20 protein-coding genes and 2 tRNA genes are annotated in these 22,470 nt (G+C 39.8%); 18 read left to right on the plus strand and 4 right to left on the minus strand.

Features of this window, described 5'->3' with window-relative positions; genetic code table 11:
* Positions 1-115 precede the first annotated feature (115 nt).
* From G6Q00_RS03175 to G6Q00_RS03185, 3 genes are read left to right on the plus strand one after another with little or no spacing between them, the layout of a single operon-like run.
* Complete coding sequence (locus G6Q00_RS03175) at positions 116-2,926, plus strand: FAD-binding and (Fe-S)-binding domain-containing protein (RefSeq protein WP_163531982.1); 2,811 nt, start codon at positions 116-118, stop codon at positions 2,924-2,926.
* Positions 2,927-2,942: 16 nt separating this feature from the next.
* Positions 2,943-3,593 (plus strand): di-trans,poly-cis-decaprenylcistransferase, encoded by a 651-nt coding sequence (locus tag G6Q00_RS03180; RefSeq protein ID WP_240330960.1) that lies wholly within the window; start codon positions 2,943-2,945, stop codon positions 3,591-3,593.
* 6 nt (positions 3,594-3,599) lie between these two features.
* Entirely contained in the window at positions 3,600-4,271 is a 672-nt protein-coding gene (locus G6Q00_RS03185; protein ID WP_163532016.1) for an HAD family hydrolase, read from the plus strand.
* On the opposite strand, the gene G6Q00_RS03190 is transcribed toward G6Q00_RS03185, so the two are convergent.
* Entirely contained in the window at positions 4,243-5,907 is a 1,665-nt protein-coding gene (locus G6Q00_RS03190) for an ABC transporter ATP-binding protein/permease (RefSeq protein WP_163532017.1), read from the minus strand. The genes G6Q00_RS03185 and G6Q00_RS03190 overlap by 29 nt on opposite strands.
* Before the next feature lie 173 nt (positions 5,908-6,080).
* Here G6Q00_RS03190 and G6Q00_RS03195 point away from each other — a divergent pair, with 173 nt between their 5' ends.
* The 5 genes from G6Q00_RS03195 to G6Q00_RS03215 all read left to right on the plus strand — a co-directional run bounded on the left by G6Q00_RS03195 (position 6,081) and on the right by G6Q00_RS03215 (position 9,334).
* Positions 6,081-6,677, plus strand: a complete 597-nt coding sequence (locus G6Q00_RS03195; protein WP_163499032.1) for a peroxiredoxin — start codon at positions 6,081-6,083, stop codon at positions 6,675-6,677.
* A gap of 140 nt (positions 6,678-6,817) precedes the next feature.
* On the plus strand, positions 6,818-7,387 hold the full coding sequence (gene gmhA / locus G6Q00_RS03200; protein ID WP_163531983.1) for a D-sedoheptulose 7-phosphate isomerase: 570 nt from the start codon (positions 6,818-6,820) through the stop codon (positions 7,385-7,387).
* Between the two features lie 28 nt (positions 7,388-7,415).
* A complete protein-coding gene (locus tag G6Q00_RS03205; protein ID WP_163532018.1) occupies positions 7,416-9,062 on the plus strand; it encodes a phosphoethanolamine transferase in 1,647 nt (548 codons plus the stop codon).
* 117 nt (positions 9,063-9,179) lie between these two features.
* A tRNA-Ile gene (locus G6Q00_RS03210) sits at positions 9,180-9,256 on the plus strand.
* 2 nt (positions 9,257-9,258) lie between these two features.
* Positions 9,259-9,334, plus strand: a tRNA-Ala gene (locus G6Q00_RS03215).
* A 41-nt stretch (positions 9,335-9,375) separates the two neighbouring features.
* On the opposite strand, the gene G6Q00_RS03220 is transcribed toward G6Q00_RS03215, so the two are convergent.
* The 3 genes from G6Q00_RS03220 to lnt all read right to left on the minus strand — a co-directional run bounded on the left by G6Q00_RS03220 (position 9,376) and on the right by lnt (position 12,160).
* Positions 9,376-10,026: a sel1 repeat family protein gene (locus G6Q00_RS03220; RefSeq protein WP_163531984.1), complete on the minus strand. Its 651-nt coding sequence runs from the start codon at positions 10,024-10,026 to the stop codon at positions 9,376-9,378.
* A gap of 212 nt (positions 10,027-10,238) precedes the next feature.
* On the minus strand, positions 10,239-10,877 hold the full coding sequence (locus tag G6Q00_RS03225) for an ABC transporter ATP-binding protein (protein WP_163531985.1): 639 nt from the start codon (positions 10,875-10,877) through the stop codon (positions 10,239-10,241).
* Positions 10,878-10,888: 11 nt separating this feature from the next.
* Positions 10,889-12,160 (minus strand): apolipoprotein N-acyltransferase, encoded by a 1,272-nt coding sequence (lnt, locus tag G6Q00_RS03230; protein WP_163531986.1) that lies wholly within the window; start codon positions 12,158-12,160, stop codon positions 10,889-10,891.
* 96 nt (positions 12,161-12,256) lie between these two features.
* Here lnt and G6Q00_RS03235 point away from each other — a divergent pair, with 96 nt between their 5' ends.
* The 10 genes from G6Q00_RS03235 (at position 12,257) to G6Q00_RS03280 (ending at position 22,469) form a co-directional block, all read left to right on the plus strand.
* Positions 12,257-12,877: a CvpA family protein gene (locus G6Q00_RS03235; protein WP_163531987.1), complete on the plus strand. Its 621-nt coding sequence runs from the start codon at positions 12,257-12,259 to the stop codon at positions 12,875-12,877.
* Positions 12,878-12,888: 11 nt separating this feature from the next.
* On the plus strand, positions 12,889-14,382 hold the full coding sequence (gene lysS / locus G6Q00_RS03240; RefSeq protein WP_205426475.1) for a lysine--tRNA ligase: 1,494 nt from the start codon (positions 12,889-12,891) through the stop codon (positions 14,380-14,382).
* A complete protein-coding gene (locus G6Q00_RS03245; protein ID WP_163531988.1) occupies positions 14,375-15,625 on the plus strand; it encodes a serine hydroxymethyltransferase in 1,251 nt (416 codons plus the stop codon). Before lysS ends, G6Q00_RS03245 begins: the two co-directional genes overlap by 8 nt.
* An 11-nt stretch (positions 15,626-15,636) precedes the next feature.
* The gene (locus G6Q00_RS03250; protein WP_163499040.1) at positions 15,637-16,179 is read left to right on the plus strand and encodes a DUF1882 domain-containing protein; all 543 of its coding nucleotides are present in this window, start codon (positions 15,637-15,639) and stop codon (positions 16,177-16,179) included.
* A gap of 26 nt (positions 16,180-16,205) precedes the next feature.
* Positions 16,206-17,186 carry an SPOR domain-containing protein gene (locus G6Q00_RS03255; protein ID WP_240330955.1) on the plus strand — a complete coding sequence of 327 codons (981 nt, stop codon included), beginning with the start codon at positions 16,206-16,208 and terminating at the stop codon, positions 17,184-17,186.
* Positions 17,187-17,249: 63 nt separating this feature from the next.
* Positions 17,250-17,621 (plus strand): RidA family protein, encoded by a 372-nt coding sequence (locus tag G6Q00_RS03260; protein ID WP_163531989.1) that lies wholly within the window; start codon positions 17,250-17,252, stop codon positions 17,619-17,621.
* 8 nt (positions 17,622-17,629) lie between these two features.
* Entirely contained in the window at positions 17,630-18,874 is a 1,245-nt protein-coding gene (locus G6Q00_RS03265; protein WP_163531990.1) for an NAD(P)/FAD-dependent oxidoreductase, read from the plus strand.
* A gap of 23 nt (positions 18,875-18,897) precedes the next feature.
* Positions 18,898-20,265, plus strand: a complete 1,368-nt coding sequence (locus G6Q00_RS03270) for an alanine/glycine:cation symporter family protein (protein ID WP_163531991.1) — start codon at positions 18,898-18,900, stop codon at positions 20,263-20,265.
* On the plus strand, positions 20,234-21,376 hold the full coding sequence (alr, locus tag G6Q00_RS03275) for an alanine racemase (protein WP_205426476.1): 1,143 nt from the start codon (positions 20,234-20,236) through the stop codon (positions 21,374-21,376). The genes G6Q00_RS03270 and alr overlap by 32 nt, the downstream gene beginning before the upstream one ends.
* A gap of 382 nt (positions 21,377-21,758) precedes the next feature.
* Positions 21,759-22,469 (plus strand): vWA domain-containing protein, encoded by a 711-nt coding sequence (locus G6Q00_RS03280; protein WP_163531992.1) that lies wholly within the window; start codon positions 21,759-21,761, stop codon positions 22,467-22,469.
* The last annotated feature ends 1 nt before the right edge of the window (position 22,470 follow it).

Raw genomic sequence — 22,470 nt, forward strand, 5'->3', positions numbered from 1 at the left:
GTGGGATTTTTGCTAAAAATAATTAATAATTAAAAGTTTTAGCACCCCTATAGATGAGAGCCAAAGTGTGCTAAAAGTGGTAAAATATTTTCCCATATTAAAATAAAGGTTGATCATGCAAGAGAACTACGCTAAATTTTATGAAGAAGCCCAACAATTCTTAGGGGATCGAATCTATAAAGACTATCTGCGCCGCTTGGTTTATGGCACAGATGCTTCATGTTATCACTATATCCCCCAGATAGTGATTAAAGCCCTTAATGAAACAGAGATTATTAAAATTTATGCTTTGGCCCACAAATATAAAACCCCCCTCACTTTTAGAGCGGCGGGTAGCTCTCTTTCAGGGCAAAGTTGCTCTGAGGGGGTGTTGGTAATGGCTAGTTTGGGCTGGCAAGAAATTAAGCCAAATGGGGAAAGTATTCGTTTGGGCTGTGGAGTAATTGGTGAACAGGCTAACCATGCGCTCAAACAAAGCCAGCAAAAAATTGGACCCGATCCAGCCACGATTGCAACGGCGATGATAGGGGGGATTTTAGCCAATAATGCTAGCGGTATGTGTTGTGGGGTGAAACAAAATAGTTATCAAACCCTAAAATCTATCCGTGTGATCTTAAGTGATGGCACGCTTTTAGACACTTCTGATAACGCTAGTGTAGAGGGTTTTAGAAAAAGCCATGCCAAACTCTTAGAGGGACTTTTACATTTGCGCCAAGAAATTTTAGACGATGCAGAATTACACGCTTTGATTCATAAAAAATACCAAATCAAAAACACCACCGGTTATGGCCTTAACTCTCTGATTGATTTTGAAGACCCCATTGATATTTTAAGCCATTTATTCATCGGATCGGAGGGGACTTTAGGTTTTATTGCCTCTTGTGAACTTGTTTGTGTGCCGGATTTACCCTATAAAACCTGTTTATTACTCTTTTATGAAACTTTAGGCCTAGCCATAGATGGGGTACGCATTTTAGCACAAAATGCAGATAAGATTAGTTCGGCTGAGGTGATGGATTTTGCGTGTTTGGCCTCTGTACAAGGGCATGAGGGCATGCCAGAAGTGCTCCAAGAGATCAAACCCGGTTATGCTTGTATTTTGGTGCAGTTAGAGCACAAAGACCCTAAAATTTTAAACAAAAACACCAAAGCCGTTCTCAAGGCGCTAGCTAGCGCCCCTACAATTTTACCCATAGCCCAAAGTTCTGATCAAAGTGAATATAGCAAATGGTGGAAAATCCGTAAAAGTATGTTTCCTATTGTAGCGGGTAGACGGCGCGTAGGGGCAAGCGTGATCACTGAAGATCTATGTTTTACAATGGATAATATCAAAGAAGGGATTGCCTCTTTAGAGCAACTTTTAGAAAAGCATGGTTTTAAAGATAATGGGGTGATTTTTGGGCATGCGCTAAGTGGCAATGTACACTTTGTGATCACCCCGCTTTTATCAGAAGAATCTGAGAGAAAACATTTTGAGGGTTTAGTACAAGACATGGCACACATGGTGGCCTCTTTACAAGGTTCAATTAAAGCCGAACATGGCACAGGGCGCATGGTTGCTCCCTTTGTAGAGCTTGAATGGGGCAAAAAGGCTTATAAGATTTGCCAACAAATCAAAGCACTATTTGATCCAGAAAAATTACTCAATCCAGATGTGATCCTTTCAGACGATCCACAAATCCATACCAAAAATTTAAAATTAAGTACTCCCATTGCTCCAGAATTAGAACCCTGTATGGAATGTGGATTTTGTGAGCGCATTTGTCCTAGCCGTTATCTCTCACTCACCCCAAGACAGCGCATTGTATTACAAAGAGAAATTGTGCATTTACAAGAGCGGGTTAAAAACGGGCATGTATCCGATCAAGCCATGTTAAAAGAACTCTTAGAAGGCTATGATTTTTTAAGCGATGAAACTTGTGCGGCTTGCCATATGTGCTCTACACTCTGCCCACTAGGTATTGATAGCGCCACTATCGCACTTAAAAGCCGCCAAAGAGTTAAAGCCCCTAGTTTAGCTAAGGTTATTTTAGAACATATGGATACGACTGTAAACGCGCTTAAAGTGGGGCTTAGCACGGCTAAAATGGGCCAAGTTGTTTTAGGTTCTATTAACTTACAAAACCTAGCTTTAAAAGCCCATGCCAAACTAGGCACGCCAGCGGTATCTAAATTCATGCCACAAAAAAACACCTATAAACTACATGACAAACCGGCTAAAAAAAATGTGCTTTATTTTTCTACTTGTATTAATCGTGCCTTTGCGCCCTCTGCGTTCATGCCCGATCAGCGCAGTTTACAAGAAGTCTTTGAATCGCTATGTACTAAAGCGGGTTATGGTGTGATTTATCCTCAAGAGTTGCCTAAATTTTGCTGTGGTAAGGCCTTTATCAACTATCAGGATTTAAGCATACAAAACCAAGCCAAAAACGCCCACTTATTACACACTCTCTCTAAAAGTGGAGAAGTCCCTATTGTACTTGATCATAGCGCATGTAGTGCCTATCTTATTGAAAGTTTTAAGGATCAAGGTCTTTTGATTTATGACATGCCCATTTTTATTAAAGAGGTTTTACTCCCCTCTTTAAAAATACAGCCCTTAGAGGAAAATGTGGCGCTTTATACCATGTGTTCTGCTAAGAGACTAGGCTATTCAGAGCAAATGCGATCTTTAGCCCAAAGTTGTACACGCGGGGAAGTGGTTGAGCATATTGATACCGGTTGCTGTGGCTTTGCGGGGGATAAAGGGTTTTTAACACCTGAGCTTAATGAACATGCTCTTTTAGATTTTGCGCGTTTTTATGAGGATAAGGATTTAAAGCGCGGGTTTTGTAGTTCAAGTACCTGTGAAGTGGGCTTAAGCCAACATGCTAAAATTCCCTTCCAACACATCGCGTACTTGGTAGATTCTTGTGCGCAATCCTGAGCATTTGGCCATCATTATGGATGGCAATGGGAGGTGGGCTAAACAACAGGGAAAGCCTCGCACCTATGGCCATAAAAAAGGCGTTGGGGTTTTGCGCAATATCACGATCTGGTGTGCACAAAACCAGATTCGCTACCTCACCCTGTATGCCTTTTCTACAGAAAATTGGAGTCGCCCCCAAACTGAGGTGGATTTTTTAATGGGTATTCTTAAAAAGTATCTTAAAGAGGAACGCGCCACTTATTTAGAAAATAATATCCGTTTTAAGGTCATTGGCGATTTAAAGAAATTTAGCCCCTCTTTACAAAAGACAATTTTAAATTTGGAGCAAGAAACAATGCATAATGATGCGTTGACTCAAGTTTTAGCGCTTAATTATGGTAGCCGTGATGAGATTGCCCGGGCATGCATTACTCTAATTAAAAAAGGAGCAAAGGGGGATATGCAACATCTAATCGCGCAACATTTAGACACAGCCGGGTTACCCGATGTGGATTTATTAGTGCGCACCGGTGGGGAGATGCGCCTTTCTAATTTTTTATTGTGGCAATCTAGTTATGCGGAGCTTTTTTTTAGTTCTGTGCTATGGCCTGATTTTACGCCTGCGCATTTACAAGAAATCATTGCCCTATTTAACCAGCGGCAACGCAAATTTGGTAGGGTGTGAGAAAGGATTGGCATGTTAGTGGTGGTGTGGGATTTTGATGGGGTGATCTTTGATAGCATGCATTTAAAGTGTGAGGGCTTTAAAACGCTATTTAAACGGCATGCAAAAACAAGTCAAGAGGCTTTAAAAGCCTTTGAGGATTATCACTATACAAGTGGCGGGATAGGCCGGGCTGAAAAGATTACCTATTTTTATAACCATATTCTCAAACAACCCCTAAAAGCCACCCAAATAGAAGCCCTTGTAGATGAATTTGGACAAATCATTACAAAAGACCTTTTTTCAAGAGAACATCTAAATCAAGATGTGCTAAATTTTATCAAAGCCCATTATCAAAACTGCACTTTTCATATCGCTTCTGCGGCCTTGCATAGCGAGTTACAGGTCTTGTGTGAGTTTTTAGGTCTCTTACCCTATTTTAGAAGCATTGAGGGTAGCCCTCCCTCTAAGGCTAAAGTTTTGGCTAATTTGAAGATCGCATATGCTTACACAAGTCAAGAAATGCTTTTAATTGGGGATAGCAAAAGCGATTATGAAAGCGCACGGGTCAATAACATAGGCTTTTTGGGCTATAATAGCGCGCTTTTACAAGATATGCTCCCACAGGCCTATATCACACGCTTTCAGGGGCTAGATTTAAAAACCCTAGCTAAAAAGGCTGGCTTAAATCAATTTTAACATCACACCTCTCAATGGTACTTAAACGGTGGGCAATAACAAGTAAAGTTTTATCGCGTGTAATGGTGTAGATTTCATCCATAATCTTAGCTTCTGTAGAAGTGTCTAGGGCTGAAGTGGCTTCATCTAAAACCAAAACTTCAGGATTATCATAAAGCGCGCGGGCAATACCGATGCGCTGTTTTTGCCCCCCGCTTAGATTAATCCCCCCCTCACCTACGCGACTCTCTATCCCATTATGTGTACATAAAAAATCATAAATGCATGCCCGCTTGCACACCTCAATCACTCTTTTTTCATCTAATGGGCTACCACAGGCTACATTGTCTGCTACAGTGCCATCAAAGAGATAGATATTCTGTGGGATATAGCCTATTTTTTGCCGCCAACTGCGGATATTTTGAGAATCAAGAGGTTTTCCATCAATTAAAATTGTGCCTTTATTAGGGTAAAGAACCCCTATGATAATGTCTACAAGAGTGGATTTACCACAGCCACTAGGCCCAATAAAGGCAACTTTCTGCCCTTTCTTGATAGTGAGGTTAATATTTTGCAAAATGGGGTGGCTTCTTCTATAGGAAAAATAGATATTTTGCAAAATAATATTTTGAGAAAAACGCAAGGGTAAATCCCCCTCTTCTTGAATGGGGCGTTTGAGTTCTCTATAAATATTGGTGATAGCATGCTGGTTATAAAGAATGGTGTTAAAACAGCCTAAAATTCTGCTAATAGAGGGGAGCATGCGATAAAGCGCTAGGGCGTACATGGAAATAATGGGTAAAACCATTTTAGCATCGCCGTATTTGTGTAGCACATAAACCACAGAAAGAATAAGCAGACTAAAACCTACAGTCTCTAAAAATTTAGTAGGGATAGCTTGCAAAGTCTGTGTGGTGGTTTGGATTTTAGCGCGGCTTAAACTGCTTTGGTTAAAGTCGCTATGGGCTTGTGGAAGCTTATCCTTGATCTTTGTAATTTTAAAATTTTGAAAAAATTTATGGAGTACTTGATCAGTGCCAATGTTAGAAGTGGTGATTTCCTGCCCTTTTCTTTGGATAATCTTGGCAACATACTTACTAATAAAAATCACCTGTAAGATTAAAATCACACTTAAAACAAGAGTCATTTTCCAATTAGTATACACGAGCATACTGTAAAGAAAAAGAATGGTTGTGATCTCTGTAAAAATACCAATCAAAGCGCCAAAGCTCTCTAAAACTTGATAACTCTTGCTATTAATGGTGTTTCTAGTTTGGTTAGCATCCATCGTGATGTGTTCTAAATAGGAGATTTTTAAATAACGCATGAAAAGTTGTTGGGCTAGATCGTGGCCTTTGTGGGAGCTAAAACGGGTATAAAGGTAGGTAAAAAGCAAAGAGTAGCCCATACGGAAAAGATAAAGCCCTACTAGCATAAAAGCAAAGAGATAAGCAAAATGTAAAGGACTTGAAAAGTGTAGCGCCTCATAGATAGCATGGCCATAGCGATTAGAAAGAATGAGATCAGGGGAGCTAGCAAGGGTGATAAAGGGCATGATCATGCTAATAGAGAAAGTTTCTATTGTACTTAAAAGAATGGAGCCTAAGGTGAGCCAAATTAATGTCTTTTTGTCTCTTTTGTTAGTGAGGGCAAACATTTGAGAAATGGTGCGTAAAAAAACCTTGATAGTGCCGGGGTGCTTTCTTTTCAAAGATTGTCCTTAAGAGAGATAGTAAAGATTATACTTAATCCTTGATTATTTAGATAGATTAGTCTATAATCCGCTTTTCGGTTTTGCCGAAAATCCAATCATATTTGAAGGAGTTTTTGATGTTAGTAACCAAGTTAGCCCCCGATTTTAAGGCCAGTGCGATTTTACCTAATAACCAAGTAGATGAGCATTTTGAGCTTTCCAGAAACTTAGGCCAAAATGGTGCCGTACTTTTCTTTTGGCCTAAAGATTTTACCTTTGTTTGCCCCTCTGAGATCATCGCCTTTGATCACCGCGCAAAAGAATTTCACAAACGCGGTTTTAATGTTATTGGGATTTCTACAGATACAGAAGTGGTACACTACGCTTGGAAAAACACCCCTGTAGAAAAGGGTGGGATCGGACAGATTTCTTTCCCTATGGTAGCTGATGTTACTAAAGACATTGCTAGGAGCTATGATGTTTTGTTTAATAATGCTATCGCACTGAGGGGATCTTTTCTGATTGATAAACACCAAAGAATACGCCATGCTGTGATTAATGATTTCCCACTAGGCCGTAATGTAGATGAAATGCTACGCATGGTAGATGCCTTGATTTTCTTTGAAGAACATGGCGAAGTTTGTCCTGCAGGCTGGCAAAAGGGCGATGCTGGCATGAAAGCCACCCATGAAGGCGTGGCTGAATATCTCAAAGAACACGCTAATAAACTCTAATTAGTGATTAAAGGCTTTGTGGGGTAGATTCCCCTTAGCCTTGCGATCTTTTGTACTACCCTTGATTTTTGTTAGTAAAAGTCCCCCTTTATCTACCAAAACTTAAGTAAAACATACTGGTAAAAATTTTGGAGGTATTTATGCAAAACTTTATCCAAGAGGAAATTTTAACCCATATCCAAGTGGCCCAAGAAACTTTAAAAACCCTAGTTTTAGAGATAGAAAAAGTTGCACTCTCTTTAATAGAAGCGCTCAAGCAAGGGCATCAAATTTTAATTTGTGGCAATGGCGGGAGTGCAGCAGATGCGCAACATTTTGCAGCCGAGCTCACCGGACGCTATAAAAAAGAGCGCGCGGGACTAGCTGCCATTGCTTTAAGCACAGATACTTCCGCACTCACAGCCATTGCCAACGATTATGGTTATCATTTTGTCTTTGCGCGCCAAGTGGAGGCTTTGGGCAAAAAAGGGGATTATCTGGTGGGTATTTCTACGAGTGGTAATTCTGAAAATGTGCTTTTAGCACTTAAAAAGGCCAAAGAGTTAGGGCTTGCTACCTTAGGCATTAGCGGGCATCAGGGAGGTAAGATGCGCGCTTTGTGTGATTTTAATCTCATTGTGCCTAGCACAGATACCCCTAGAATCCAAGAGATGCATATCTTAATGATTCATCTGCTTTGTAATCAAATAGAAAAGGCGTTTTGTGAATAGAGTTGTTTTAGATAGCCGCTTTTTTCTAATGTGGCTAGTGCCTATTGTGGCTAGCTTTTTTTCTGTAGAGGTGCAGGACTGGGGGGGGGGGGGGTTACATGTAATAAAAGTTTGCTTTTATAGCTTTGTTGTTTTTTATCCCTTATATTTTCTAATTAGTCTTATCCCCTATCCACGCGTTGAAACCTCTCTTAAAAATACCCTGCTTATTTTAAGCTTGATTTTTGCTTTTGTGGATTTTTTTGCCTCTTGGTACTTTCACATGGGTTTTACCCCTTCTTTAGTGAGTACGCTTTTAAACACTAATCTTAGAGAAAGCCATGAGTTTTTGATGAGCTATATCTTGCCTAATTTGGGAGTGCTTGCTACTTATATCCTTTTTTGTGTGGCGTTTCTCTTTTTGGTGCGTTTTAAAATCCATGTACAAACTAAGCTTAACTTAAAAATTCTTCTTGCCCTATTTGTGGCTTTTTGGGTACATAATTTAGGGGCGTATATACCAAGAGAACATCATCACGGCGCTCTAATCAATCCTAATATCCCCACACGAATCATGCCTATTATCAAAGAATTTTACGCAATAGGTGTGAGTCTGAAAGAATACAAGCAAACCAAATATAAAAATCTTAAGCAAAGCTATCCTAAAGATTATCTGAGTGTGGATTTAAACAGTGTTTCTAATGTGGTACTCATTGTAGGCGAGAGCGCCTCTAAAAATTTTATGGGAGTTTATGGCTATCCTGTGGCTAATACCCCCTTTTTAAGCGATTTATCTACAAAGGGGCATTTATTTATCTTTAAAGATGTGATCTCAGCCTTTGCAAACACTTACGCCGTTTTTAAAACCCTTCTAAATTATGCTGATGTAGAAAATAGTAGCAACCCTGAGCAACAAAAGAATTTAGGTTCAATCTTTAAATTAGCTGGTTATAAAACTTTTTGGTTTGACTCTCAAGACGATCTTGAAAAAAATCGCGCCTTTGATTTTTGGTCTACCCCTTTTATGAAACGCTACTATAGTAATGGTTTTTTTAAAGCTGATGGCGCTACTCTAGATGCATGGCTTATCTCTGCCTTTAATAAGCAAAAAAGCCAACTATCCTCTAAAAATTTTATTCTTTTCCATCTCATTGGTAGCCACGCTGGTTATAAATATCGCTTCCCTAAATCTTATGCTAAATTTATGCCTACAGACATTCCCTACCAAAATTTGCATGTACAAAACAATAAAGATAGGCAAGTCGTGGCAGATTATGTTAACTCGCTTTACTATACTGATCATATCTTGGGTGAGATTTTCAAACTTTTCAAAGATAAAGACGCCCTGATTATCTATCTCTCCGATCACGCCCAAGATATTTTTCAAAGTGGCAACACTTATGGGCATAAATGCTCTGCTTATGGCGTAGAAATCCCTTTTATGATCTATGTTAGCGAAGTCTTTAAGCAAAAACACCCAGAAAAGCTAAAACTAATTGCTAAAGCAATAAACAAGCCCTTCATGAGCGATGATCTAATCCACTCGCTTTTGCCCTTAGTGGGTATCCACACTAAGGATAATTTAGAGAGTAAAAACCTTTTTAGCCCTGCTTTTGATACCAACAGAAAAAGAGTCTATTGTGATCATCAGGTATATGAGAAAAAACCTAGCGCAAACTTGGAAAGCAAGCCATAAACTAGCAAGCCTTAAAGATAAGTAAACCTAATATCTCTATAGCTATACTAAGCGTTCTTTTAGAAAATTTTTAAGATTTTTTGGTTAGAATGGTTGCTTTTTGGTAAATTGTTAATCGGGCTTATAGCTCAGGTGGTTAGAGCGCACCCCTGATAAGGGTGAGGTCAGAGGTTCAAGTCCTCTTAAGCCCACCATTGGGGGATTAGCTCAGTTGGGAGAGCGCCTGCTTTGCACGCAGGAGGCCAGCGGTTCGAACCCGCTATCCTCCACCAAATCTACTTTTAAGTTTTTAGATCAATTCTTACGCGTTATCTTAATAATTAATAAACTCTTTGGGTTTTGGGGGTTGATTAGCGTTTTGTAGTTGTTCAAGCGCGTATTGGTTTCCAAATTCTACAGCTTTTTTTAAAATTTCTACATCAATGGCTGATCCAGCTGCTGGGTTAGCTCCATTGCCTAGCATGTATAAAGCTGCACCGATGTAGTGTTTGCGTACATGTTCTTTTGTAAATTTGCGTGCTTCTAGTCTAGCTAAATGCCATCCTGTTTTGTAATTCCCGCCCCCATTGACAAACAAAACTTCTTGGATTAATTTAAGGGCTATATCTCGGTTGACAAAAACACATTTACCCTCTGCATAGGCGCTAGCTAGCCCCACTTTAGCCACTATAACGGCTAAATTGTTATCACTGCGCGCCCGATTAATGACAAATTCAAAATAGGTAACCGCTCTACACGCATCTTTTTTAACCCCCCAACCGCCTAAATACATCTTACCTACAAAAGCTGTACCTAATAAATCCCCATTTTTTTGCGCTTGGCTATAAAGTCTATAGGCTTCATAATCACTCCCCTTACTTTCTAATCTCAAACCTCTTTCAATCAAAGTACTAACCCCTCCCTCTGCTAATAAAAAGCACGCACACACACCAAAAAGCCAAAAATTAAATTTAAAAAAACCCACAAAACTCCCTTAATTTTATCCCAACGCTAAACCGGATTGAATCAATCTGTGGGAGTAAAGTTTTTTATGAGAGAAAATTAGCCTAATGAGCTGCGGGGGGGGGGGGGGGGGAATTAAACACAATTTTAAAAACACCAATAAAGCCATTTAAAACTAAACCTTTTAAACATTAAATCAAAATGTGATTGATTTTAACACAAGTTTTTCAATAATCAAAGGGGGCGTAAACGCTGGTTTTCTAAAAGGAAAATCCGCGAACAACCGCGCGCGATCTTTTCATCATGGGTGGCTAATACCAAAACCCCCTGTTGTGCTTGGATATAGTTATGCATGGCTTGCATGACAGCTAAAGCGGTGGAGGTGTCTAAATTGCCGGTGGGCTCGTCTGCAAAGATGATCTTAGGTTGTTTGGTTAAAACTCTAGCAATAGATAGCCGTTGTTGTTGCCCGCCGCTAAGCTCTCCAATTTGTTGCTTTAGGGTATGGGCAATGCCTAGCGTTTCTAATAATTCCATTTCAATGGGTTTTTTAGACAAAATAGAGGCAACTTGTAAATTTTCTAAAGCATTAAACCCTCTAAAAAGGTAGTGGGCTTGGAAAATAATGCCTAATAAATGGCGTCTTAATTCTAATAACGCCTTTAAAGGTAGGGCATAAATATCGCTATGTTCTAAGAGTCGTACTTTGCCATGCAAGGGTTTTAGCATAGTAGATAGGTGGTTAAGTAAACTAGACTTGCCACTCCCACTCACACCCAAAAGCGCAATAGACTCCCCTGCTTTTGCCTCTAAGTGCAAATCTTGGTATAACCATGTATCAAATTTGTGGCCAATTTCTACAGCCTCTAACATAGCCTTCCTTTTTAAAAATTTTGATCGCCTAGCAAAGTGAGGGAGAGAATATAGGCTGGGGATTTATTCACACTATGGATAATGGTTTTAGAAAAACGCCGTGCGTAGTATTTAAGTAACATTCTTTGTAAGAAAGGCTCAATACTAGGCACAAACCAAGCATTATTACTCACTACAATCAAATGAGGGGGGCTATTCATATAAGCCCTTTGAGAAGTCCCCTCATAACAAACTAAGGGTCTAAAGGCAAAGCCATTTAAATTAAAATCTGTAAAATTAGGGGCACTGCCTAAGTTAAAAACCTCACTCCCAAAGAAAAAGCGATCCAAATAATTAGCGATAAATTGGGGAAAGGGCATGCTTTCTCCAAAGGGGGCTAAGATCACTTTGTGGGCATAGTTATAGGTGTTGTCATGGAAAATATAGGTGGAATTATAAATTGTGTGGTTTTCTTTATAGAGGGCACCGGTGATAATTGTAATTTGTCGTCCTAAATGGATTAAAATAGGGAGTAAGCTACTTTGATTAAGCGCGATAGGAAAGGCTGTTTCGGGTAAGATCACCATTTTTTGGTGTTCTTTAATGGCTTGTTGGATTTGTTCTAAATTATTATTAATGTGGCTTTCAAAGATGGGGTGTTGCCATTTGTTTTCTTGATCAACATGGGTTCTAATAGGCTTAATACCCTTAATAGGCGCGGAGGTATGAGGATATTCTAAGCAGAATAATAAAATCAAACTAGCTAAAAATTTCATGTAAAGGGGTTTAACTAGGGGATTTTTATAGAGATAAAGAGTTAGAGCGATTAAAATCATGAGAAAGTGTACTTTATCCACTTTAAAAAGAGAATAGGCAAAAAAGGCATCTGGAACTAGCCAATCAAATCCAAAAGGGTGGATATAACTAGTAAGCCATAGCGTAATAACGCGGTAAAGTAAAGATTGTAGATAAAGTACAAGGTAGAAAACCCCGGCATAACAAAGGGCGATTAGAATAATGATAAGGGGCATGAAAAAGGGGTAGTCATTGTAGCGAAAACTCAAAGCACACCAATAAAACAACCCTAAACCCACACAAAACCCAAAAAAAACGCGCTGTCTGGCTTTAACTAGTAAACATGCTAGCATGCTTAAGGGGGCTAAAAAAGTTTCTAATCCTAGTAAAAATTTAGGGTGGGGGGCGATCAAACAACCTAAATAAGGCGGAGATAAAAATAAAAGAGCCAAAACTAAGGGCTGGCTAAGCTCTTTAAAAAAATAGCGTTTGACATTCAAAGATAGCAAATAATCCTCTTGTTCTTTTGCTGATTTAAGCTTTGCATTGTAAAATACTTAGACTTAAAAACATAGCCACTTGAATTTTATAAAGAATAGGTGTTGATGGGTTATTATATCGACATTGCTTTGGCGGTGCTTATTGTAGTAGTTGGGCTCCGCGGGTTTTATAATGGCTTTATTGATGAAGTCTCTGGCTTATTAGGGATTGTTTTAGGGGTTTATTTAGCATCTAGGTGGGCAGAAAGGGTAGGCTCTTTGTTTTCCTCGCATGTATATGCTTTTAATGACCCCTCTATGTCTAGCTTGGTGGGTTTTGTGTTGGTGCTTGCCTGTGTGTGGATTGCTTTTTTAGTAATAGGAGTGATTGTGAGTAAGGCTATTATCCTGAGTAATTTAGGCATTATAGATCGCATTTTAGGGTTTTTATTTGGCTGTACTAAGATATTTTTAATCCTAGCCTTTTTACTCTACACCATTTCGCGCCTCTCTTTCATGAAAAGCTTAGATGTTTATTTACACGCCCATAGCCAAATTTATCCCTATATGCATGCCATTGCCTCTCATGTACTCCAGCTTAAAGAAGTACAAGAGATTGGTGAAATGATTGAGCAAAAGGCTAAAAGAGCCAAAAAAGAAAATTTACTTGAGAGTTTAGACCCTACAAAGGTTAAAAACAATTTAGAAACTACACAAGAGGGTGCAAACCCGCAAAAATCCCATTGATAGAAACCACCATGTTTGATAATGCCTACATTAAACAACGCATACAAAAAGTAGATTTATTGCGTGCTGTGTCTAAAAACCCCTATGATAACCAAGTAGAGCGCACTTTAGATAATGCCACATTTTTAAAGCGCTTTGAAACTTTGCAAAATCAAGCAGAGTCTAAAGACCTTTCTGGTATTTGTGCTTTAGTGGGGCGTTTGCGTTTTATCCGCTTAATGGGTAAGGCCTGCTTTATCAAGATTGAAGATCAAAGCGCGTTATTACAGGTTTATCTCTCACAAAATGATCTAGGTAAAGAGGCTTTTGATTTATTTAAAAAGTGTGTAGAAGTGGGTGATATTCTTAATGTTGTGGGCTATCCTTTTGTAACTAAAACGGGGGAATTAAGTTTACATGCCACTTCTTATAAAATTCTTACTAAATCCATTGTACCTTTGCCTGAAAAATTCCATGGCCTTAGTGATATTGAACTACGCTACCGCCAACGCTATTTAGACTTAATTGTTAATCCTGCAGTTAAAGAGGTTTTTAAAACCCGTAGCATGGTTGTGGCCACTATCCGCCGCTTTTTTGAAGAAAAAGGGTTTTTAGAAGTAGAAACGCCCATGATGCACCCTATTGCCGGGGGGGCTAATGCGCGCCCCTTTATCACCTATCATAATTCTTTGGAGGTAGAGCGTTATTTAAGAATTGCCCCTGAATTGTATTTAAAACGCTTGGTAGTGGGCGGATTTGAAGCGGTTTTTGAAATCAACCGTAATTTTAGAAACGAGGGCATGGATCACTCCCATAACCCGGAATTTACCATGCTAGAGTTTTATTGGGCTTATAAAACTTATGAGGATTTAATCACCCTCACACAAGAACTTTTTCATAAATTATTGCAGGCTTTAAACTTGCCCTTAAAAATCCCCTATCAAGATCAAGAGATTGATTTTAGTGTGTTTAGAGTGCTTAGTTTTAAACAGGCTTTAATAGAGATAGGGGGATTAGAAGCGACTCTTTTAGAAGATAGCTCTAAACTTTTAGCATTTTTAGAAGAACAAGGGGCGCATTTAGAGGGGTTGATCACACATGGCAAACTTTTAGCGCAGGCTTTTGATTTATGCGTTGAGTCTAAACTAATTAATCCTACCTTTATTACAGAATACCCGATTGAAATTAGCCCTCTAGCGCGCCGTAATGATATTAATCCAGCCATTGCCGATCGTTTTGAGCTTTTCATTGCGGGTAAAGAAATTGCCAATGGTTTTAGCGAACTTAATGATCCGCTAGATCAATACCAGCGTTTTGAAGAACAGGTAAAGGCTAAAGAAAGTGGAGATGAAGAGGCGCAGTTAATGGATACAGATTATGTTTGGGCACTTGGATTAGGCATGCCCCCTACAGCAGGTGAGGGCATTGGTATTGATCGTCTAGTGATGTTATTAACCAATTCTAAAACGATTAAAGATGTGATCTTATTTCCGGCTATGAAACCTGAAAAGGATGGACATGCCTAAAACATTTTATTTAGAACAAAGCGATCCAGAAATCTTTGATTTGTTGCAAGCAGAATTGACGCGTCAAAGTGCGCATTTAGAGATGATTGCTAGTGAAAATTACACCTTTGAGAGTGTGATGGAGGCTATGGGGAGTGTGCTAACTAATAAATACGCTGAGGGGTATCCTTTTAAGCGCTACTATGGAGGCTGTGAAGTCGTTGATGCCATTGAGACTTTAGCGATAAATCGGGCTAAGAAGCTCTTTAATTGTGCCTTTGCTAATGTGCAAGCCCATTCAGGTAGCCAAGCTAACATGGCAATTTATCACGCCCTATTAAAACCCTATGATAAAATTTTAAGCATGGAACTAAATAGCGGGGGGCATTTAAGCCATGCCTCTAAAGTCAATATCACCGGACAGCATTTTCAAGGTTTTCATTATGGGGTGAATACAGAAGGGTGGATTGATTATGAGGAGGTTTTGCGCATTGCTAAAATTGTGCGCCCTAAACTCATTGTATGCGGGTATTCTGCCTACCCTAGGGAGATTGATTTTAAACGCTTTAGAGAAATCGCTGATGAGGTGGGTGCGCTTTTAATGGGCGATATAGCCCACATTGCCGGGCTAGTGGTGGCTTCTGAACACCCTAACCCGTTTCCTTATTGCCATGTAGTCAGTAGCACCACACATAAAACGCTTAGAGGCCCTAGGGGTGGACTTATTTTAAGCAATGATGAGCAAATTGCAACTAAAATTGATCGCGCGCTTTTCCCGGGTTTACAAGGGGGGCCTTTAATGCATGTGATTGCAGCTAAGGCGGTGGGCTTTTTAGAAAATCTTAAACCAGAGTGGAAAACTTATGCAATTCAGATTAAGCGCAATTTAGCGGTGCTTGTTAAGGTGTTTTTAGAAAGAGGTTTTAATCTAGTTAGTGGGGGGAGTGATAATCATTTATTGGTGATGCGCTTTGATCAATTTAGCGGCAAAGAAGCACAAGAGGCTTTAGGCAAAGCAGGGATTATTGTGAATAAAAATACAGTACCAGCAGAGAAAAGAAGCCCATTTGTTACAAGTGGGATTCGTCTAGGATCAGCAGCGCTAAGCAGTAGAGGCATGAAAGAGGCAGAATTTAGTTTTATTGGTGGACAAATTGCAGATGTGCTAGAAAATATAGAGGATACAAAGAAGTTAAAAGCAATTTATGAGCAAATAGTGGCGTTTACGCAAAACTACCCTCTTTACCATGCTCGCATTTTTTAAAGGATTAAATGATGACAGAAATGCAATTAAAACTTATCAAACTCCAAACAGGGTTTTATTATGTTTTAAAGTCCGGTTTAGGGGCTAAGATAGAATACATGGGGCGTTGTTATTATGATAAGTTTGAAAAAGTAGATGCCCCCTTAACTTCTATGTTGATTCAAAAACATTGGAGAAAAGAGATCACCCTTGCCCATGCCTTGATTTTACAAGGCGATAAGATTGAAAATATCGTCTTTGATTACAATGGCTATAATCCGGAGCGTTTTTATCATAAAGCCCAGCTACTTTTAAGAGAAGAGGGTTTTATCAATTTTACCGCCTATGAAAGCAAAACTCCCGGGCATTTGCACCTCTATGTGCATAAGGGGCATACGGCTTTAAGTGAGGGGTGTCGTTTGGCGCGTACCCTTTCTATGAAACTTGCACAAGGCTTGCCCAATGAGTGGCGGGTATTTCCTAATAACGAACTCCCCCCTTCGTTTAATATTTTGGTTTTACCCTATGAAGTATTTGCTAAAGAGCGGGGGGCTAGCTGGGCTAAGCACTTATAAGTTTGAGATTTTATAAAGGAACAATGATGGACAATAATGAACTTAATAAAGAGCTAAATAAACGACTCAACGATCTAGTAGAAGAAGAAAAGGGCTCTGGGCTTAAGAAAATCTTATTGATTGTAGCCATTGCTTTAATCGTGCTAGTGGTGGTTTTGGTGGTGTTTTATAAAAGTACGCGTGAGCCGGCTAAAAGCGCGCTATTGCCTCCGGATAAGGGCATGCAAAAAGTGGGCAATACCCATGAGGCCGATCATAATGCTAATAATTTTGAAAGCCTCAATTTAGAACCTACGGCTAAAAAACCTGAGGAAGATAAGTTTGATCAAATTGTAAAAGATATCCAAGCCAAGCAAAAACCTAGTCCACAAGATGAGAGTAAGCTTGCAACTTTACCCGCAAGCCCGCTTGATAAACCCGCCTCTGAGCCAACACCCCCTCCAACCCCGCCATTGCAAAAACCTACACCCATGCCAGTCCCGCCTACAGGTGTGAATAACTCCCACCAGCAAAACCATGCTAAAGAGAATAACACGCATGCAAAAACTCAAATCCAAAAAACAGGGCATGAGAAAAGCCATGCTACAAATCACCACCAAGTTGTAAAAAAAGAACACCCAAAAACAGCGCATAACCAAGCCACTACCCATAAAGAAACACCCCACAAGCACCATGTAGCAGAAAAAACAGCCACAGCAACCCACCACACATCTACAACCCAAGCCCCCCATCAAGCCCCCCATAAAGAGCAAGCAAAGACAACACCGCCACCACACTTAGATAAACCTACATTGCCTAAAGGTTTTTACTTGCAAGTGGGGGTATTTAGTAAAACACCTAACCCTAAATTTTTAGAAGCCATTAAAAAATATCCCCATCAAGTACAAGATGTCAATGGGCAAAAACGCTACCTCATCGGCCCTTATAGCACTAAAGAGCAAGCAGACGCAGAGATTGCTAAGATCACAGATAACCTAGCTAAACCCGTGCATGTGCAGATCAAATAAAATATCAGCTTAAATACAGCTTGAATGGGGCAAAATGGGGCTTTTTATTTTTAAAGGATCAACATGAAAGCAATACACTCAAATCACGCCCCTAAGGCCATTGGGCCCTATTCACAGGCAATAGAAACTAAAGATTTAGTCTTTGTCTCTGGACAACTAGGGTTAAATGCCAATGGAGAATTTGCAGGCAATGATATAGAAGCACAAACTAAGCAAGCTATGGAAAATATTAAAGCTATTCTTAAAGCGGCTAATCTAGAAATGCGATCTATTGTAAAAACCACAATTCTACTGAAAAATTTAGAGGATTTTGTAGCTGTGAATAGTGTTTATGGGAGTTATTTTCAAGAACCCTATCCTGCCCGCGCTACTTACCAAGTTGCCAAACTACCTAAAGACGGTTTGGTTGAAATTGAAGCTATTGCCCAAAAATAGGAGAGTGCATGCAAAAAGATGCCGTTGTGATTGGCGGAGGCATCGTTGGTTTAAGTTGTGCCTATTCTTTGCATAAATTAGGCCGTAAAGTGAGTGTGATTGATAAAGGTGATGGGAGTAATGGAACTTCCTTTGGCAATGCCGGACTCATTTCGGCTTTTAAAAAGGCCCCCCTTTCTAACCCGGGTGTGGTGTTAGACACAATCAAGCTCATGCTAAAAAAACAAGCCCCTTTAAATATCCATTGGGGGATCAACCCTTTGTTATACCGCTGGTTGTGTAAGTTTATTAGGAGTGCTAATCCTAAATCTGCTAAACGCACTATGGCTCTTTTTGAGCGCTATGGCTGGATGAGTGTTGATATTTACCATGAAATGCTCAATGATGGCATGGATTTTTGGTATAAAGAAGATGGTCTACTCATGATCTACACCCTACAAGAAAACTTTGATAAAAAAGTTAAGCTATGCCAAGATCACTACGATAGCCAAACCTACGCTATTTTTAACCCAAGAGAGACTTTAGAATACATGCCCGTTGCTAAAGAAGAAAGCATTTGTGGGAGCGTATTACTTAAAGAAAATGCCCATATTGATGCTAGAGAGGTTATGGAGAGTCTACATAACTACCTTAAAAACGCGGGTGTGGAATTTTACTACAATGAGGAAGTACTAGACTTTGAGTTTAGCGGCTCTAAGATCAGTGGTATTATCACGCATTTAAATCGGATAGAGGCCGATACTATCGTTTTAGCCACTGGCGCAAATCCCCAACTAATTAAAAAAACCCAAAATGACTTTTTAATGATGGGGGCTAAGGGCTATAGCATTACCTTTAAAATGGAAGAAAGCCTTAAACCCAAAACTTCCTCATTATTTGCTGACATTTTCTTAGCCATGACACCTAGAAGAAACACAGTGCGTATCACTTCTAAATTAGAACTCAACACAACAGATCCGCATATCACCGCCTCTCAAATTGCCAACATGAAAAAGAATTTCACCACCTTTACAAAACCCTTTGAGATGATTGAACCGGTAGAGTGGAGCGGATTTAGGCCTCTAACACCTAATGATATTCCTTATTTAGGCTTTGATAAAACCTATAAAAATCTAATCCATGCTACCGGGCTAGGCTGGCTTGGAATGACTTTTGGACCGGCTATTGGCCGTGTTATTGCCAACTTAAGCGTGGATGGAAGCAATGAAAAAAATGCAGATACCATGCTCTTTTCTGCTTTTTTTAGAGAGTAGTTTGCACTTGTTAAAGGAGAGCCATGGGCTATCTAAACGCCCTCTTGAATACTATCAAAGAGTGGGTATGGGGACCACCCCTACTCGTTTTATTAGTGGGTACGGGTCTATTTTATACCCTTGTATTAAGGGGTTTACAATTTTCTAAAACCTACCACGCCCTTAAAGTTCTTTGCACTAGGGATAAACATTCTGGCGGTGATATTACCCAGTTTTCTGCTCTCATGCTCTCTATTGGCGCCACTGTAGGTATTGGGAGCATTATTGGGGTATCTGTTGCAATTATCTCCGGAGGACCTGGGAGCATTTTTTGGATGTGGGTAACAGGCATTGTAGGCATGGCGACTAAATATGCTGAAGGCGTGCTTTCTTTAAAGTATAGAGAAGTGGGTAAATATGGCTACAAAGGCGGCCCTATGTATTATATTAAAAATGGCTTGAACATGCCCAAGCTTGCCTTTGTTTTTGCCCTCTTTACTTTAATTGCCTCTTTTGGAATTGGGAGCATGACTCAGGCTAATGCTGTTTCCTCAATCTTGCTCCACCGCGCTTTAATCCCTACTTGGTTATCTGGTTTAATTGTAGCTGGTATTACCGGGTTTATTTTAATGGGAGGAATTAAATCTATTAGCAAGTTTAGCGATTATTTTGCTCCCTTTATGGTGCTTTTATATGTACTCACCACCTTTTATATTGTCATCACTCACTTAAGCGATGCCTTTGAGGCTATTAAACTCATTTGTGCCCATGCCTTCCACCCTAAAGAAGCCATTAGCGGAACAGCTGGGGGTGTGGCTTTATTAAGCATGATTGAAATTGGGGTGAGTAAAGGGCTTTTTTCTAATGAGGCAGGTATGGGTAGTGCAGCCATTGTAGCGGCTGCTTCTAAAAGCGCACATCCGGTTAAACAAGCCTTAATTACCATGCTTCAGCCTCTTATTATCACTATGATGGTTTGTACTTCTACGGCTTTATTAGTGTTAATGGCTCCGGTGTATAAAGAATTTCACGATGCAAGCTTACTCACCTATGAAAGTGTGCGTTATTTTTATCCACAGGCGGGTTGGGTTGTCTTTGCTTCTATTATCTTTTTTGCTTATTCTACTATTGTGGGCTGGGCTTACTATGGAGAGCGCAGTATAGAATTTACCTTTGGTGGCTCTTGTATTTTTTACTACCGCATTTTGTACTTAGTAGGAATCTTTGTAGGTTCTGTAACCAAACTTGAATTTGTCTGGAATTTCTCAGATATTGCCAATGCCTTAATGGCCATTCCTAATTTAATTGCCCTACTCTTGCTTTATAAAGTTGTGGTAGCAGAAACTAAATCGTATTTTAATACAGAACAAAAAACACTCCATGTCCATAAATCCGCCCCTCTCTCGCGCTAGCTATATTGAAATTGACACCAAAGCCCTAGCCCATAATTTTAAAGTAATATCAAAGGTAGCAGAGGGCATGGCGATCATGGCAGTTGTTAAGGCTAATGCTTATGGTGTGGGTGCACTGGAGGCTAGCCGCGTATTTATAGAGCAGGGGGCTACTTATTTAGGGGTAGCCACTTATGAAGAAGCTTTAGAAGTGCGTTTACATTTTGCCTCTATCCCTATTTTAATCTTAGGTTTTACGCCTACTCACATGGCAGAAGGACTAATTAAAAACCACATCACCCAAACCCTTTTTTCCTATGAACAGGCTTGTTATTTTTCACAAGTGGCACTATCTTTAAAACAAAAACTCAAGGTGCATATCAAAGTAGATACCGGTATGAGTCGTTTAGGTTTTTTCCCCACAGAACAAAGCGCAAATATTATTGCTAAAATCGCCCAATTAAAGGGGTTAGAAGTAGAAGGGATATTTACCCACCATAGCAATGCTGATTCGCTTTATAAGGGTTATGCCACTGTGCAAGCAGAGAGGTTTATGCAGTTTTTAGATTTATTAGATCAGCTAGGGCTTTCTTTTAAATACCGCCACATGGCAAACAGCGCGGCTACTATTTCTATGCCTAATTATGGTTTAGATATGGCCAGAGTCGGGCTAGCCCTTTATGGGCTACACCCCTCTATTTATACCCAAGATGCCCTTTTAAAAAAAGGCTTTGAGCTTAAAAATGTCCTCACTCTTAAAGCCCAAATTGTGAGCTTAAAAGAAATCCCTGCGGGTAGATTAGTAGGCTATGGGGAGGATTTTTATTGTTTAGAGCCCACTAGGGTAGGGGTTTTACCACTAGGTTATGGCGATGGTTTTTCTAAAGTTTTAGGCAATAAGGCTTGGGGATTATTGCATGGAAAGAAAATTCCCATTATTGGCGGGGTGTGTATGGATCAGTGTTTTGTTGATCTAGGCGCTATTAAAGCAAAAGAGGGCGATACTGTTATATTGCTAGGTGATTCTAAAAGTGGTGCGATGGGGGCAGGGGATATAGCCAAAATTTTAGGCATTATCAATTATGAGGCCATCACCATGCTAACTAAGCGTTTGCCAAGAGTTTATTATTAAGGTTTGTTGTATCTAAATATTTAGCAACATTATTTTGGGATTTGAAATACGCCCATTGGGGATAATGCGGGGTCATTAGTGGCAATTTTTAAGTAAGCGGGTATTGTACAAATTCCTCCCTGCTTATATTCTTAGATAAAGCTTTTTTCTCTCTGAGTGTTCTGCATGGCTTAGTTTCTTAGCTTTGGCTTTTTTATAATCTTGCTATCTTTAATTTGTAGGGGAGTAGTTTAGGGTTCTATCATAATTAAGTTCTTGACTTTTATTGACTCTTAAGGGGGGGGGGGGGTAACATAACTGCTACTTAGAGTTTGATCTAAGTTGTATTCTGTTGAGAAAGAGTACGATGCTACTGGCATCATTTTTTTTAAAAGGAGATTTTATGGCGTTTAACCCTAATAATTATGTCGTTGAAGAGAGATTTATCCCTATTTTTCTACTCTTAGACACTTCAACTTCTATGGGTACAGGTATGAAGGGAGGACAAACCCGCATTGAATGCCTCAACACTTGTGTGCAGACGATGATTGATTTACTCAAAGAGGAGGCGAAGCGGGAGAATGTTTCTAAATTAGCAGTGATCACTTTTGGAGCTGGTGGAGTGAAATTACACACCCGCCTTAGCAAGATTGAAAGCGTCCAATTTAGCCCCCTTGGCACGGGCGGTAGAACTCCGCTAGGCGCGGCTTTAAAACTTACAAGAGACTACATACAGGATAAAGACACTTTCCCGGATAAGTTTTATACCCCCTATGTTGTCATGGTTTCTGATGGCGAGCCTAAGGACAATTGGAAAGACCCCTTGTATGATTTTATCAACAATAAAAAAAATCGCAGTTCTAAGAGTGTGCGCTATAGCGTGTTTATCGGTGATAAAGGTAAAGAACCCCAAGCTATCCACGATTTTAGCGGATCGCCTAATCAGGTGTATTATGCCAATGATGTTCAAAGCCTTATTAATTGTTTTAAAGCCATCACAGCAAGCGTTACACAAGGGCGTAAGATAACCATCAAAGACGATCGCAGCGGGGGTAGTACGAATAATCAGGGCGGTCTTAGTGGACTAGATGATCCTAATAATTTCAAAATTTAAA

The sequence above is a fragment of the Helicobacter suis genome, from assembly GCF_902196125.1.
In the GTDB taxonomy this organism is placed as follows: Bacteria; Campylobacterota; Campylobacteria; order Campylobacterales; family Helicobacteraceae; genus Helicobacter; species Helicobacter suis_B.